Origin of the sequence: Lactobacillus sp. ESL0261, assembly GCF_003693025.1 — a bacterium.
In the GTDB taxonomy this organism is placed as follows: Bacteria; Bacillota; Bacilli; order Lactobacillales; family Lactobacillaceae; genus Lactobacillus; species Lactobacillus kullabergensis.
On record NZ_REHN01000012.1, the window covers coordinates 33,461 to 47,504 of the forward strand.

15 protein-coding genes are annotated in these 14,044 nt (G+C 32.8%); 2 read left to right on the plus strand and 13 right to left on the minus strand.

What is annotated here, in order from left to right:
• Nucleotides 1-61 precede the first annotated feature (61 nt).
• On the plus strand, nt 62-886 hold the full coding sequence (locus F5ESL0261_RS08080) for a MurR/RpiR family transcriptional regulator (RefSeq protein WP_052726897.1): 825 nt from the start codon (nt 62-64) through the stop codon (nt 884-886).
• Nucleotides 887-960: 74 nt separating this feature from the next.
• On the opposite strand, the gene F5ESL0261_RS08085 is transcribed toward F5ESL0261_RS08080, so the two are convergent.
• From F5ESL0261_RS08085 to F5ESL0261_RS08110, 6 genes are read right to left on the minus strand one after another with little or no spacing between them, the layout of a single operon-like run.
• A complete protein-coding gene (locus F5ESL0261_RS08085) occupies nt 961-2,058 on the minus strand; it encodes an SIS domain-containing protein (protein ID WP_122052838.1) in 1,098 nt (365 codons plus the stop codon).
• 3 nt (nt 2,059-2,061) lie between these two features.
• The gene (locus tag F5ESL0261_RS08090) at nt 2,062-2,694 is read right to left on the minus strand and encodes a hypothetical protein (protein WP_122052839.1); all 633 of its coding nucleotides are present in this window, start codon (nt 2,692-2,694) and stop codon (nt 2,062-2,064) included.
• Nucleotides 2,695-2,703: 9 nt separating this feature from the next.
• Complete coding sequence (locus F5ESL0261_RS08095; protein WP_122052840.1) at nt 2,704-3,534, minus strand: PTS system mannose/fructose/sorbose family transporter subunit IID; 831 nt, start codon at nt 3,532-3,534, stop codon at nt 2,704-2,706.
• Nucleotides 3,534-4,280, minus strand: a complete 747-nt coding sequence (locus F5ESL0261_RS08100; protein WP_052697106.1) for a PTS sugar transporter subunit IIC — start codon at nt 4,278-4,280, stop codon at nt 3,534-3,536. The genes F5ESL0261_RS08095 and F5ESL0261_RS08100 overlap by 1 nt, the downstream gene beginning before the upstream one ends.
• A gap of 19 nt (nt 4,281-4,299) precedes the next feature.
• Nucleotides 4,300-4,788 (minus strand): PTS sugar transporter subunit IIB, encoded by a 489-nt coding sequence (locus tag F5ESL0261_RS08105; RefSeq protein WP_045928542.1) that lies wholly within the window; start codon nt 4,786-4,788, stop codon nt 4,300-4,302.
• The gene (locus F5ESL0261_RS08110) at nt 4,781-5,188 is read right to left on the minus strand and encodes a PTS sugar transporter subunit IIA (RefSeq protein WP_046332537.1); all 408 of its coding nucleotides are present in this window, start codon (nt 5,186-5,188) and stop codon (nt 4,781-4,783) included. The genes F5ESL0261_RS08105 and F5ESL0261_RS08110 overlap by 8 nt, the downstream gene beginning before the upstream one ends.
• 288 nt (nt 5,189-5,476) lie before the next feature.
• On the opposite strand from F5ESL0261_RS08110, the gene F5ESL0261_RS08115 reads away from it, so the two are divergent.
• The gene (locus F5ESL0261_RS08115; RefSeq protein ID WP_122052841.1) at nt 5,477-6,190 is read left to right on the plus strand and encodes a GntR family transcriptional regulator; all 714 of its coding nucleotides are present in this window, start codon (nt 5,477-5,479) and stop codon (nt 6,188-6,190) included.
• A gap of 62 nt (nt 6,191-6,252) precedes the next feature.
• Here the strand turns inward: F5ESL0261_RS08115 and F5ESL0261_RS08120 are convergent, their stop codons facing one another.
• From F5ESL0261_RS08120 to F5ESL0261_RS08150, 7 genes are all read right to left on the minus strand, one after another.
• On the minus strand, nt 6,253-7,065 hold the full coding sequence (locus F5ESL0261_RS08120; RefSeq protein ID WP_045928545.1) for a PTS system mannose/fructose/sorbose family transporter subunit IID: 813 nt from the start codon (nt 7,063-7,065) through the stop codon (nt 6,253-6,255).
• A complete protein-coding gene (locus tag F5ESL0261_RS08125; RefSeq protein ID WP_122052842.1) occupies nt 7,065-7,871 on the minus strand; it encodes a PTS sugar transporter subunit IIC in 807 nt (268 codons plus the stop codon). The genes F5ESL0261_RS08120 and F5ESL0261_RS08125 overlap by 1 nt, the downstream gene beginning before the upstream one ends.
• A gap of 2 nt (nt 7,872-7,873) precedes the next feature.
• Nucleotides 7,874-8,371, minus strand: coding sequence for a PTS sugar transporter subunit IIB (locus tag F5ESL0261_RS08130; protein WP_045928547.1), 498 nt, complete (start codon nt 8,369-8,371; stop codon nt 7,874-7,876).
• A gap of 16 nt (nt 8,372-8,387) precedes the next feature.
• The gene (locus F5ESL0261_RS08135; protein ID WP_046332541.1) at nt 8,388-8,804 is read right to left on the minus strand and encodes a PTS sugar transporter subunit IIA; all 417 of its coding nucleotides are present in this window, start codon (nt 8,802-8,804) and stop codon (nt 8,388-8,390) included.
• The gene (locus F5ESL0261_RS08140) at nt 8,804-9,586 is read right to left on the minus strand and encodes a ChbG/HpnK family deacetylase (RefSeq protein WP_158595210.1); all 783 of its coding nucleotides are present in this window, start codon (nt 9,584-9,586) and stop codon (nt 8,804-8,806) included. The genes F5ESL0261_RS08135 and F5ESL0261_RS08140 overlap by 1 nt, the downstream gene beginning before the upstream one ends.
• 135 nt (nt 9,587-9,721) lie before the next feature.
• Nucleotides 9,722-12,265 carry a sigma 54-interacting transcriptional regulator gene (locus F5ESL0261_RS08145; protein ID WP_158595211.1) on the minus strand — a complete coding sequence of 848 codons (2,544 nt, stop codon included), beginning with the start codon at nt 12,263-12,265 and terminating at the stop codon, nt 9,722-9,724.
• 153 nt (nt 12,266-12,418) lie between these two features.
• A complete protein-coding gene (locus tag F5ESL0261_RS08150) occupies nt 12,419-14,023 on the minus strand; it encodes an ABC transporter ATP-binding protein (RefSeq protein WP_122052845.1) in 1,605 nt (534 codons plus the stop codon).
• Nucleotides 14,024-14,044 lie beyond the last annotated feature (21 nt).

The window sequence follows — 14,044 nt, forward strand, 5'->3', positions numbered from 1 at the left end:
TCTTTTGATACTGAAGCATTTATTGAAACTTTGTTACGTTGTTGAACGGAGGATTAATACTATGGAGTCTTTAGAAGATTTAGTTCGAATTAAAAATACAACTAATAATGATGAAGAAATTATCAAATTTATAATTGAAAAGCCAGAACAAGTAATTAATATGTCCATTTACAATCTAGCCCAGGCAACACATACATCTACCTCATCAATTATCAGGTTCTGCAAAAAGTGCAATTACAAAGGCTTTAAGGACTTTAAAATTAGCCTAATTCAATGCATAGATAAAGAAATCAACGATATAAATAACGTTGATGTTAATATGCCGTTTAGAAAAAATGATACTGACCTGGTAATAGCAAAAAAAATAAGCCAACTTTCTATTGAAACCATCAAAGCAACCTTTAATTTGCTCTCTTCTTCTAAATTACAAACTGCAGTTGATCAAATTATTAATGCAAACAGTGTTTTTGCAGTTGGTGTTGGTGATAACTATATTCGTTTGTGTGATTTTAAAACCAAGCTGCTGTTAATAAATTTTTATATCAAAATGACACAGTTAGAAGATGACCAAATTAGGCTAACAAATCTCTCAACTAAAAAAGACGTAGCTATCATATTATCGTATAGCGGCGAAACAAAAAAAGTTTTAGAATGTGCACAAAAATTTTTCCTTAACAGAACTCCAATTATAGCAATTACAAGTAATGAACATAGTCATTTGGCGTCCTTAGCCGATCAAATTTTTTTAATTCCTAATAAAGAGAATAGTAAAGTCAGCTTTTCCAATTTTTCTTCACATGTTTCAATCGAATACATTTTAAATACTATCTATTCCTGTATGTTCAGTAGAAATTATCTAGCTAACTGTAAATACACACAAAACTAAGCGAAATATAACACAATAAAAAAGGATTCAACTGAAGTTGAATCCTTTTATTAAGTGTTAAAAATACTTTATACCTAAACGTTCATGTGACCCGAAATTGAATTATCTGTTACTGGACTAACACTTGTATCTATCCCAACTTTCTCAGAAAGCTTAGCAGACAAAACTTGGAATGGCACTACATAAATGATTGGAGATAATAGCGGAGAAGTTTTAACGCTTAATTTTAAGTCTCTCCTGGTAGTTTCAAAATCTTCACCTGAAACAACGAAGACATGCTTAGTATACGCACGGCGATAATACGCTGCTATATCAATCATCCGTTTAAATTCTGATCCCTTGTTTCCTCCAATAAGAAAAATAAAGTTATCATCATGATAAGCACGAAGCGGACCATGAAGTTGTTCTTCCTGCTCATATGCACTTGTGGGACGACCAAAAGTTTCAAAAAACTTCAAGCGAGCCTCAAGCGCTGTCGGGAAGTTATAACCGAATCCTGCAATTGAAGCCTTTTGCATTTCAACAAGCTCTTCTTGCTGCTTTTCATACCAAGCTACACTTTCGTTAACAACAGTTGGAAAATTATTTACCAATTCCTGTGCGTCGTTAACAAGTTGATCATATTTTTCTTTTCCAATTAAACGAGATTGGTATGCAATCTCAACAGCTAACATATAAAACTGAAGTAAAGTTTCTGTATAGCCTCTTGTTTCCGGTCCGATTTGTTCTTCTTCACAAACAAGATGAACGTAATGGTCAGCAATTTTTGTAATTGCTGATCCTAATTGTTCTGAAATTCCTAGTGTTGAAAAACCACATTTTGCTGCATGTTGTAATGCTCCGCAAGTAGAAATACTGTCACCGTGCTGAGACAATCCTACGACTAAAACCTGATTATTTCTAAAAACACTGCTGGGATTTATACTTTCGGAATAAGTAAAAACTGTTGGTTCGACTGCTACGCCTTCAACTTTAAGAAGTTTAACAAAAATGTTGCGTATTACTCGCATAGCATTATATGAAGTACCAGAGCCAGTAAAGATAACTTTTTTAAAATTATTTTTTAGCCAAAAATCATTAAAGTCTTGACCATAATCTTTTCGTTCATCGATAGCTCTTTGTAAAACTCTCGCTGTATCTTTGATATGTCCCATCATTGTTAATTTAGTCATATTCTAAAATTCCTCCAATTTAATTGTTTTATTTGCAACCTTTTTCATTTCTAATAAATATTCTTTGGCTTGCTTATTTAATCCCAGAGACTCACTTGCTTTAATTAAGCGATCATAAATTATTAACTTCTGTTGTGGTTCGTTAGCAACTTTGAGCTGATTATTTAATTCTGCCAGTAAATTTTGATCTGGTTCAAGGTAAACTCTATGTAATTGATCTATTTCTTTCTCTATTTCTGCTGTCTTACAATTTACTTTCAAATAGTTTTCCAATTTAAGTATGGATTTCTGATCGTTTTTTTCTAAGAAAAGAACATAACTGCGCATTAATCGAATTAATAAGTTATTATTCTTAGTTAAATCAGAAGGCTTTTTGATAAATTTTGATACAATCTTTTTAACATTTGCTATATCTCCATACGTCAAGAAATAATCTAACTTTAGAAGTTCACGTGATCTAGCGGATAAGCAAATTTTTGCTACTGGAGCTTCAAGCAATTGAAAATATTTGCTTTTTTGTCCTTTTCTTTCAAAAGACAATAACTTGGTTAACATTTTTTTACGTAATCTGGTTTCGGAAAGCCAGCCAAGTATAAAGACTGCAAATAGCAGCAATGCGATCAATATATTTTTCATGATTTGCTTTTATAATAAACCAACTGAAACTGCTAAAATTTCCAAGATAATTAACCCTATTAAGATCACTGTTCCGTTAACTTTCTTCTGCAATAATCCGTAGCAACCAAAGGTTAGCAATAATGGCAGTAAATCAGGCATTAGAGAATCTAAAGTTTTTTGCAAACCGATTTTAGTCCCGCCAAATTTCATAACTAACGGTACTTTGATAATTACCATTGAAGCAATCATCGCTCCAACAACCACTAGACCTAAAATTTTCGCTGCCTCTGTTAATTTTTGCAGAGTGCCACTTTCACTTGCTTCTGCAAGGAATTTGTTACCACCTTCATAAGCTAATTTAAATCCGAACCAGCGAAGCAATTCACTTGGTATTACGTTGATTAAGAAATAAAGAATTGGACCTAAAATACTCCCTTTAATTGCAAGAGGTGCTCCTACACCGACAGCAATTACCCGAAGAGTTCCCCAAAACATTGAGTCACCAATTCCGGCTAAAGGTCCCATCAAAGCAGTTTTAACAGAATTAATTGAACTAGCGTCAAAATCTTCAGAATTGGCATTCTGTTCTTCCATAGCACAACTTATTCCCAAAATTAAGGGAGAAGTCGAAGTTGAGCAATTGAAAAATTCCAAGTGCCTTTTAAAACCTTTTTGCATTTCGTCTTCATTATCGCCATATAGTCTTTTAATAACTGGGGTCATTGCCCAAGCATAGCCTAGAGACATTTGCCTTTCATAATTAAAAGAACCAAGAAGCTGATAATGACGCCACATAACTTTGCGTAAATCCTTTTTAGTTAATTTCTTTTCTGGTTTTTGCGTTACTGAATTATCCATTACAGTAAGTCCTCCTCATTATTTTCACTAGGTTTGAATTGATAGTAAACATAGGCAATTATCAGCCCGAATAAAGCTATACCAATCATTGGTACTTTCAAAAATGCTACCAAGCCAAATCCTAGGAAAAGAAATGGTGCATACTTTTTGTCATATGTAAGTTGCATTAACATAGCAATACCCAATGCTGGAAGTAAGTTCCCTGACTGAGTTAAACCATCTTGAATTACTTTAGGAATTGAACGCACAATGACCTTAATAACCGGTGCACCAACTAAATAGCCAACAATTATTGGTACAAATTTAGATAAGAACAACATAGCTGTTCCCGACCATTGTCCAATTGCAATTCCTTTCCAATTTTTCTTTTCTATTTGTCTGTCAGCATAATGTGTGAAAATTGCATTAAAACTGCCTATTGCAATGGCAATAATCTGTGCAATTAATGCTATTGGGATAGCCAGAGTCAATGTTGTTTGCCAGTTCGTACCTGTCTTTATTGCCAAAGCTGTAGCTAAAGCTGAACCAACTACAACATCCGGCGGAGTTGTAGTTCCAATTCCAACCAGTCCCATCCACACTAGCTCAAGTTGTCCTCCTAAAATTAAGCCAGTGGTAAAGTCCCCCATAACTAATCCAACAATAGGACCTATTATGATTGGCCTATCCAACATATGCTGACCGCCAAGGCGACTCTCCATATAAACAGTTGCTCCTACCAGAGCAACTAAAAATGCTTGTATCATAATCTTCTTCCTCTTTAAATTATTTATTAAAAGCTTTTGCAATACCTGAGTAATTTAAACTCTCAGCAGTGGGAGTTACCTGTGCAAAAACTTCTACTCCTTGATCGTTCAATTGCTTGGCATATTTAAATTCTTCTGCAGTCATTTTTATCTGTGGCAAAACAGAAACTGCATTTTCATAGTGAATTCCAGCTGTTCCAATATTTACTTTATTGATTCCAGAAACCTGCTGTTTCAATTCAAATGCGTCTTGTACATTGATTGTTACAACAAAGATTTTTTTATTGGCGTATTTAGAACTATTTAAAATTTTGGCAGAAGTTTTTAAGTCTTTAATTCCTAAAGTAACACCAGCAGGTTTAGCAAGTTTCATTGTCATCTTGGTCATCGCATCATTTGCTGCATGGTCGTTAGCCACTAATAAAATATCTGGATGCAATTGATTCGTCCAAGATACTGCAACTAGACCATGAACAAGCCGATCATCAGCTCTCAACAAACTAATCATCTAGGTCATCCCCTTTTAATAAATCATTTATAAAGACAATTTGGTTACGTGCCTGATCCACAGCTGTTTTAATAGTCTCATCAGATATTTTATTATCTGTATTCATTACTAGTTCCAACACTAGTGAAAGGTTAATGCCACTAACCACTTTACAGTCATAATCTTTTATTAAATTGAGCGCTTCTTTATTAACACTTCCTCCCGGCATATCAGTCAAAATTATTACTTGCTCTGATTTAAATTTATCCAATAAACTTTTTAATTCTTCTGCAAAATTTTTTTGTTCATCAACATATGCGTTAATAAAATGAACGTTAGTAATTGTGCTATTAAAGAAATTAATTGAATTCTTATAGCCATCGGCTAAATAACTATGAGTAGCTATGATAAATTGACTCATTTACATTCTTCCTTTCACTTTTTTGATTAAAATGTTAGCGTAAACATTAAAACTATGTTAAATATACTACTGTATATACATTTTTACAAGTACTTTTTTATATTTTTTGTTTATAATCCTTTAAGAATAGGATAATTTCAAAGAAAAATATTTATACCTTTATTAATTTATTTAAAGTATATACATTTAAGCAAAAAATATTTTTTATTTTGCTAAAAACTATACAAATTATCTATAATTAATATTAGAAAAATAAATTCAAAAATATAAATTACTAAGGATAAACAAGTGAAATCTAAATATGAAAAAGTAGAAGACTACTTCATAGAAAAAATTAACAGGGGTACGCTTAAATCTGGAGACAAGTTGCCACCTGAAATACAAATTAGTAAAAAATACGGCTATAGCAGAATGACCGTTAACAAAGCGATGAAAAATTTAGAAAAACAGGGATACGTTACTCGAATCGCTGGACGAGGAACATTTGTAAAAGAAAAAAGTGTTTTACGTCTGCTTACGGATAACATCAGCCTTAGTGATATCATTAAGCAACAAAGAATGACTCCTGGTTCGACCCTGCTTTCTTATAACTTAGCTGATGCTAGCGAAGTGCCTTCGGCAGGGGAATTTTCAACACCGATTGATAAATTTCATCATACTGAGAGATTAAGAACTGGTGATAACAAACCAATTGCTCTAACTCAGGATTTTATTTGTGCAAATCTCATTAAGAATATAGATTTAAATCTTATAACTGGTTCTCTATATTCATATTTAAAGAAATTAAAATTACCGGTAATCCAAAATTTTGTTGAAATCAAAGCTGTCAAGGCAACCAAAAAACAACAAAAATTGCTGAATTTAGATGTTGATTTCTTATTAATGACATTGGCAAATACAGATACTATTACCTCACAAGATCAACGGGTGCCGCTTGGAGTTTTTATTTCTTACTACAATCCAGATCTTTATACCTACCGCTTTAATGAAGCTCAACAATAAAAGTGCTTAACTTTACGACCATACGTAAAGCTAAGCACTTTGTATAATAAGATATTGTAAAATTAAAAAATCCCTAAAAAGGCTAGAACAATTGATACCACTAGTAATCCCAAAACCAATGTCATTGGTTTAAAACCTTTTTTCATTAAATACATAATTGTAAAAAGAAGAATTAAAGACAATAATCCTGGCATAATTTGATCAAAAATACTACTTAATTTTAAAGTTTCTTTGCCAAACTTAAATGATAAACTTAAAGGAACATTAACTGTGGTAGCCACCATTGCACCTACCATAGATAAGCCAAGCATTGATGAAGCAGTTGTAATTATTTTAAGCAATCCAGAATTAAATACTTTATCAATAAAAGTAGTACCATACTGGTAACCGGCTACTAATAAATACCAACGAATCATTAATTCCAATCCACCAAATAACACAATAAATAAAAGTGGTCCGAAGATCGATCCCGTTTTAGCAATACTAATCGCAATCCCGGCAATTATTACACGTAAGCAATTAAAAATGAATGAATCACCAACTGCTGCAGTTGGTCCCATTAATGATACTTTTAAACTTTCGATTGTATCCGTTGTTACATTATTATTCTTGACTCGATCTTTCTCTAATGCATAAGTTAATCCGCCCAACAGACCAAACATTGTATTATTAGTATTAAATACACCATTGGCTCGCGCTAATGCCTCACCACGAGACTTAGCATCATCAGGAAATAAATCCTCAAGAGCAGGTCCCATAGTATTAGTAAAGCCATTACCTTGCATTTTAACAACATTAAATCCAGAAAAAGCGAGACCTGAACCCCAAAACATTTTTTTCAAAACTTTTTTATCATGTGCATTAATTTTACTCATCAGAAAAAGTCCTCCTCTTCATCTTCGTTTTTAGCATCAGGTTTAGTCTCAACAGTTTCTTTTTTGTTCGAAATAGTATTACTCATAACCAAGAAATAAACCATAGCAATTGTAGCTACTATGATTGCTATTGGCAGAGCTGTAAGTTTTAAGTACTTCGCTAAGACAAAGCCAAAAACTAAGAAAATACCAATTTTATTATCCCAAATCATATTAACTAAGATTGCAAAACCAATTGCTGTCATCATTCCAGCACCAGCAGTAAATCCTCTCATTACCCAATCTGGAAGCATTGCGAAAAGACTTTGTAAACCTTTCGTTCCAAATGCAATACTAAAAAATAACACAAAAAATATGGGTAAACGATCCCCAAAAATTGATTGCAGAATTGATAATCTTCTAAACTTTTTAACATTACCTGTTATAGCTAGCTTTTCCCAGTAGGCTGACATAGAAGCTAAAACCGGAGCCCATAACGTTTTTACAGTCTGCATTAGAGCACCAATCGGTATTGATAAACCAATTGCCACACCCATTTTTGAACCTGTGGCAATCGTGTATGCCACACAAATCACAGCTGTGGGAAAAGGATCCGCTGGGATTGCTCCACCAATGGGTGACATCCCCATAAAAATAGCTTCTAATGAGGCTCCCATTAAAATTCCAGTTTCAGGATCGCCTAATAGAATACCAGTTAAAGTTCCAGCAACTATTGGCCGTTCAAATGTTTGCCAACCCATGCAACGATCAATCGCATTCCCGATAAAATAGGAAAGCGTAGCTAATAATGCAATTGATACTTCCATAATTATTTTCCTCCCAAGATATCTTTTAAATCTTCTTTTTTATCCTCAGGTACAGTTTGAAAATAAATAAATCTACCAGTTTCGACTAATTTTTTAAATTCTCGGCGTTCTTTACCATTTACATAAATATTTTTTGTCAATTGTTTTCGCTCATCAGGTTCATGATTGATTGAGTTCCTGCCATAATTGCCAACGTTTATTTCCTTTATTTGGGGAATTTGTCTGATCAATTCTAAAGCATCCGCTGGATTATCAACAATTAACATTATGTTGGCATTGTCTGCTTTAGGATTTTGCAACATCTTTGCAGTACCAGCAATACTTTGAACAGCTACCTTAGTTCCTTCAGGAGCTGCCATTTTGAGCGTCTTTTTCATTAAGTTATCTTTTACTAGCGAATCTTTTGCTACTATTACATGAGTAATATTAAACTGCTTAATCCACTTTACAGCTACTTGGCCATGAATTAGTCTTTCATCCAATCTCACAAATTTAATCAATTTGATCTACCTCTTTCTAAAAAAAACTGCCTTCATCGTCATCATCAGTACCATAGTCTTTGAACAATTTAATGGAATTTTTAGCTTCATCGATAGCTTTCTTTAAATCATTTTCCGTTAATTCTGGATTATCATTAAGTATTATTTGTAATAACAGTGGTAAGTTGACTCCAGTTATCAAAAATGTTTTTGGTCTGGACAAATACTTATAAAGTAGCTGATTTGCACTGCCATTTTCAATGTCGCTTAACATTATCAATTGTTCATCATCTAGGAGCTGATCAAAATACTCTTTGACAGCTACAACAACGTTTTTTGAATCTACATATGCATCTATTGCAGTCAATTTAGAACAATTTCCAGTTATAATTTCCAACGTGCTTTTAACTCCAGTGGCCATATGACCGTGTGTCACAAACAAAAACTTAGTCATTATTTCACCTCTTTCAAAGCTCTATGGGAAAGAAGTTGCACTTGATGATCTTCAAGCCATTTTTTAGTATTTTTTGATTTTATCATTGCTACATCATGAGTTCTGATTTGTGTGAATGAAGATTTAGCCATAACTATGTCATCCAAATATCCAGGATGAATCACAATATATGAAAATTTGTTTTTATTTTTTACCATCTCATTACCGATCAGATTAATACAATTATCTGGATTCCCACCTTGTTGATAAAAACTAGCAGAACTGGATAATCTTGTAGGATTAGCAGACAAATTTGCACTAAATTTGGGATCAGTTGCTAAAAATACCATGTTGTATTTTTTAGCTAACTTCCTGACTACAGAATAAAGATGATCAGAATGAACAGCATGAGTATCTATATACTCAGGCAATTTTCCCGTCAATTGATAAAATCTGCTAATTTGTGCTTCGACTTCAATTCTGACAGCAGCTTCATCAGTAAAGACTTCCTTACCTTCCTTTAATAACCTGCGGTATGTCTTAGAGCTAATAAAATCACCATTTTCCTGTAATAGGCTCCCAACAATATTAGGATCAGCACTAGGTCTGCCAACCACCAAATTTGCATGAAGCCCAAGACATACTTCTGGGAATTTATTAATTATATGCAAAGCTTGTTTTGTTCCCGGCATATTAACCATTAAGCCAATGCTCTTGACTAATCCTGTTTTTAAGACAGCAAGCTCTCCATAATTAACTCCTTCAGAAAATCCAAAGTCATCTGCCCTAATAATTAATTTCATTTTTATAAAACACATCCTTCAAGTTGATAATATCAATGAACACTTAACTATTAGCAAAAATTATGCCATCTTTGATAGAAAGCCTTTTTTAGCATAAAAAAAGGATAGTGCTGAACTTATATTCAGCACTATCCTTTATATAAATGGTGACAATAATTGATAAATCAGGCTAATCTCATAATCTTCTATAATGATGTTGTACTTAATTTCTACACTCTTAAAAATATTTTTTGAAATAGAGAAAAATTCTTTTTCTTTTTCAGTTTCAGAATTAATACTAACGAGATCTTTAGACTCTCTCTTTGTTAAAACCATTCTCTCAATCATTAATGAGATGTGAGTATACAAATTTAATCGAGTTTTTTCATCAAGTTCAATATTATAATATTTTTCATAACGTTTAGTAATATACTGGACTTCTTCAATTACAACGTCTGGATTTAGAATTTGTAATCTTTCACGTATTCCCGCAATTGAGAAAAATCGTATGAATTGTTCAATCATAACTTTAATCTGGGTTAATTTTTCACCACTATTTTCTAAAAGCGTTGTCAAATGCAAGGCACCACTTTTATCCAAAACATCATATATATCAATAATCTCAATGGGAATTTTATTCCTAATTTCTGTAGTTGTTAATACGAATTCCGTATTGCTAAAGAAGAGCCTATCTTCTTGATCAAGCAGATGACGTAATTTTTTATAATCAACGGTAATAATTTTTAACTTACCCGACAATGTATTGTCCATGATTTTTTTGATTTCGCGAGAAACGCCATCTCCAGACATACATGCAACAATAACATTTTTCTGATCTGAAAAGCCTTGATAATATTGTGAACCTGTCGTTTCTCCATATATTGTACTAGCCTTTGCAATCTCCTTGAACTTTTGTTTTTGCTGAATTCTCAAGCCCACATCAAGAGCCATAGCAGTCGTGATATTATTTATAACCAAAAGTTCTTTGTTTGAAATTGATTTGATTTCTTTAAACATTTGATTCAAAGAGCCCATATCAAATAAAACAATTGTTCCGACAGTGTTTTTTCCTTGTTGATCTAAATATTCTTGAACTTTGCTATTAATTTGCTTAATTGAGCTGTCGATAGGCATGTCAAAAGCTTCAAAAATATAATTACCACAAAGAGAATTCACCACTGCTTGGATGCTTGTTGCGGTCTTTTTCCCATGTGCAAGTAAAATTGCATTATAATTAATTTCCTCTATTTTGGGAGAAATTGAACCAAATAAAGGAAAAAATAATATATAAGTAAAATCTTTTATTTTTTTATCTAGCAAAACAGATTGCATAAACTGATTAAATAAATATATACTGCGGGAAAATTTCATACGTAATAAATTAATCAAACTAGCATATTCATCATCAAATTGATCATAAACCAATGTAATTAATTCGATTATCTGCGAGCTTTTTTGCCAATCAATTTTTGCAACATCGAACTTTACACCATATTTTGAGCCTATTTTTTGGATGAAGTTTCGCTTCAAATTGCCCGCATTATTTACTGAGGTCAATTTAAACCAATCATTTAGAATATCAAAAATCATAATATTTATTTCTGCAGCAGTTTTTTCTTGTTGCAGAAATAGTTTAATCTCTGAAATTACCTTTTTAATTTTTGGTACAAAATCGATTATATCTCGTCCAAAACTTATCACATCTGAGTCAGAAGAAATTAAGCGAAGTGCTTCGTTTGGTTGACCTATTATTATAGGGTCTTCAACAGGATTCTCGGCAAAAGCAGAGGCACAAAGATGCTTAATTTCATTTTGAATTGAACCAATATTACCCGGAAGATCTTTTTGCAAAAGCTTATTTAATATATTTTGTTCAACTTTTAATTGCCGATGTACTGTCTGAGCTTCTTTCACAAAAGCTTGTAATACAATCTGTAAACGTTCGTTAAGTGGCCTGTCAATATATTTAGGCATGTATATTTGTAGCGGGATTCTCCGTAGAAAAGTTTTTAAAAGAATATTATCTACATTTTCTGTAGTTGCAAATAAAAATCGAACTTGTACTCGATGAGGCTTTTTGTTCTCTCCTAAAGGATAAAACTGACCGGAATCCATCAAGGAAAATAATTTTTCTTGGCTTTCAAAATTTAAGCGATGCACTTCGTCTAAGAATAGATAGCCTTGATCAGCTTGATCAACTAACCCAAGACTATCGTGATCGGCACCTGTAAACGCACCTTTTTTATATCCGAAAAGAGCTGAAGATAAGATCTCCGCATTATTAGCATAATCAGCGGCATTTAAAACCACAAATTTTGCTTTTGCTGAAATAACTTTTTTTCTTTTAGCTTCCTCAAAAATTAGTCGTGCTAGGAAAGATTTTCCTACTCCACTAGGACCGGTAAATAAAAGTGGCATTCCATTAGGAGGATATAATATTGTTTCCTGACATTTGGCAATTAATTTTTTTAAACTGCCATCAGCACCTATCATTTTCTTAAATTTGCCGCTATCATTTTTTGCTTGCCAATAAAATGGTCTGGTGCCAGTTTTATTAATTTTCCCTCTTTGAAATAATTTTGTCAGATAAGTACTAACATCTCCTCTTGTTAGTTCTAACTCTTGAGCAACTTGTGTTGTTGTATATTTTTTAGAAGTATTATTCGCTAATACCTGATAAACTTTGTCAATTGTTCTCATGTAACCACTCCTCAAATGTTTAACTACCATATACAGGTAATAATATTTATATTTTTGGAATGTTCATTGATATTGAATTCACTATTACACAGATACTAGAAAAAGGCAAATCAATATTGAAATAATAGATACTGATTTGCCATTTATAATAATCTACCTTTTGCTATTTGAATTAACATTTTTGACCAAATGAATTTCTCTGTCGAATAGCTGTTTCATTTGTTCATTAAAACTGTGAGCGATAAAAATAACGGTAGCAGGAGTGGACTTCACTTCATGCAAAATTTGCATGGTCGCTTGTTGATCAATCGCACTAGTTCCTTCATCAATCAAAATTATTTCACTTTGATGAACTAAAGCCCGCACCAGAACAATTTTTTGTCTTTGTCCTCCCGAGATATTTAACTTGTTCAAATCGATTTTTTGATTTAATCCTTCATCAAATTTGGCAATATCACCTGCTAATTGTACTTTTTCAACTAGTGACGGTAAAGCGCTCTTTAATTTGTCTACAAACATCGTCATGTTGTCAGCAATACTTACCGGAAAAAGTACAGGATCTTGGGGAATATAGCCAATTTTACTCATATCTGGGTTAACCACAGCACCATCTTTGTCTTTAAAAATAATTTGCCCTGAAGTTGGTTTGATTTCTCCTAGAATGAGTTTAAACAAGGTTGATTTCCCAGCTCCAGAATCACCAGTCAGAAGCACTTTTTCACCTGACTTAATATTAATGTCTGGAAAAATTAGGCTTTCACCATTAGGAAATTGCAAACTAAGATCATGGGTACTAAGTGATGCTGGAGCTGCTACTTCTTCAGCTTGCTCTTTTTTAACTGGCGCAGCCGTTTGAGCAATCTCCTGATTTAAAGTTTTGGAGCCCTTTATTTGTCCATAGCGACTAACTATGATTTGAATACTTTGCCTTAAGTAGAAATTACAATTGCCTACTCCAGTGATTGCACCAAATGCTACTATTTTAGCTTGGAACAAATAACCCGCTAGTAAGAATAAAATTAATGAAAAAGAAACTGATACCAATCCATTAATTATACTTAGTAATTGCGAAACCCCATTTTGCTTGACATAAGCATCTTCTAGCTCTTTAGCTGCATCATTAGTTACTTTAAATAGTTTTCCTCCGGCAAAATAACGTTGTAGTTCTTCAAGGCCATTAAGCCACTTTTCTAAGCAATCGAGATATTGATTATTACTCTTTGATATCTTGGTCATTGAATTTTGTAGTGGCTTTTCTAATAATTTTGGTAACACTAACGAAATAGCCACCATCAAAATAATTGTCAGAAGTAAACTCCAGTGTAATGAAATAAGCAGAACAACTACAGATACTAAATTAATAAAACCACCAATTAGACTAAAAAATGGTGCAAAATAATTTTCTTGGCTCTGATTCAGGTCATTTGTTAATCGATTTTGAATCTGGGCAACAGAATGCTCTTTTTGATCCGCATAAAAGTGAGATACAGATCTTTTTCTGATATGAAAATTAAATTCCTCTTGTTGTTTTGATAGAAGGAACGCATGCAGTCCTTGTATTATATATTGAAATAGGAAAGGCATAAATGAAATGACATTTATAATTAAAAACTGTTGGAATTTCTGTTGCTGAATTGCTGTGGTTTCAAGCATAAGTATTTGTGTAGTTACAATTGGTAAAGTCCACTCTAAAACGGTAATCAAAATTAGTATCATGAAGCGTAAAGGTTTTTGCTTATAAAAGTCCTTAATTGTCATAATATCTTACCTCCTTTTTAT